Raw genomic sequence first — 1,489 nt, forward strand, 5'->3', positions numbered from 1 at the left:
AAAAAGATCAAACGAAAAAAAGCGCCGCCAAGAAAAGTAATGGCCGAAGCCGCAAAGGTTCAAATAAAAAGAGCTAGGTTTAGACAAAATACTAAAATAACAAAAAAGGCTAAAGTCATCTTTAGCCTTTTTTACGTTTATCCATACAGCTTATTCTTGTGGGCTATTGTTATTCAATAGATCAGTCTCATCAGAATTCTCTGCAATTTCCTGCTCAACTTTTTGCATAAGTTTTTCATCAGGACGGGCATCAAATACATCTTTGCTGTCGCGCCCATCCAAAATTTGCTTTGCACGCGCCTTTGCTTGCTGTTTATCCTTGTCATCTTTGGTCTGCTGGTTTTCTGCACCAGAAGTTAGCGGTGTGACAGTCATCTCAGAGCCTGTTTTACTTCTACTCTCTTGCATATGCTCAAAGGCTGTTTCCAACTTATCGTTGAAACGTAAACGATAAATAGGTTCAGGCAAGCTAAAACCTTCGTTTTCTAAAGCGTGTTTGGTTTCACGAATAGCAATACTACGGGCTTTTGCAAAATCAGTTTCTGACTGATCCACCCATACTTGAAATTCAAGAATAATATTAGAGTCACCAACGTTGGCTATGATAGCAATAGCTCTAGGCTCATCCAACACAAAGTCTGATTTGTATATCGCATCAAGTCCGACTTTAATCGCTGCGAGTGGATCGTCATTGGCATCTACACCCAGCTCGAAGGTAAAACGGCGCTCAGGGTTTTTGGTGTAATTTAAAATCGTACCTTTGAAGACTTCAGCGTTAGGAATACGCAGCTGATTACCATCTAGCGTCATTAAAATCGTTGCTCTTGAGGTCAGACGCACCACGATACCTTCTTGACCATTGATTACGACTTGGTCGCGGGCACGAAATGGCTGGCGAATACTGAGCATTAAAGAGGCTATATAGTTCTCAATAGTATCTTTGACTGCGAAACCAACAGCGATACCGATGACCCCTGCCCCGCCAAGAAGCGTACCTAAGATGGTCTCAGCACCTATCAGGCTCAAGGCCAATATCAAACCAAAGATGATAAAGATTACTTTAATAGTTTGCGCCAGTAACTCAGCTACAAAAGGATTGGGAGTAAGACGCTGCCACATTTTTTGTCGTTTAGATAGCCAGCTACCAAACCATGCCACCATACCAAATAATACAATACCGACTAACAGCAATGGAGTGGCTTTGATTAGGTTTATACCTTGAGTCTTCAGTCCTTGATATACTGTTGACACATTGTCTTGCACATCGAGCGTTCGATTAATATTGTCTTCAACCGTTACTACATCTGTTAGACGATTGGTTAAATTGATCGCTTGTTGCGCCTTTTTTTCATTAGGGGTCTCTCCACCCAAGGTGACGACACCTTGAGTAACGCTCACATCAACAGCTTGTAAACCATCAATCTCAGAGAAAATACCGTTGATACGTTGACGAATCTCATTGTCTTTTTGCAAAGTGGGCGTGGTTTCA

The 1,489-nt window shown here is 41.7% G+C and carries 2 protein-coding genes; one reads left to right on the forward strand and one right to left on the reverse strand.

The genetic code is table 11. The features are described from left to right. A partial coding sequence (locus ACS8FD_RS14300) for a hypothetical protein (RefSeq protein ID WP_439276350.1) occupies positions 1 to 180 on the forward strand: 180 nt, incomplete at its 5' end. Here ACS8FD_RS14300 and ACS8FD_RS14305 read toward each other — a convergent pair. After that, a partial coding sequence (locus ACS8FD_RS14305) for a mechanosensitive ion channel domain-containing protein (protein WP_439276351.1) occupies positions 151 to 1,489 on the reverse strand: 1,339 nt, incomplete at its 5' end. The two genes, ACS8FD_RS14300 and ACS8FD_RS14305, sit on opposite strands and share 30 nt — an antisense overlap.

Source organism: Psychrobacter sp. 1U2 (genome assembly GCF_051847575.1).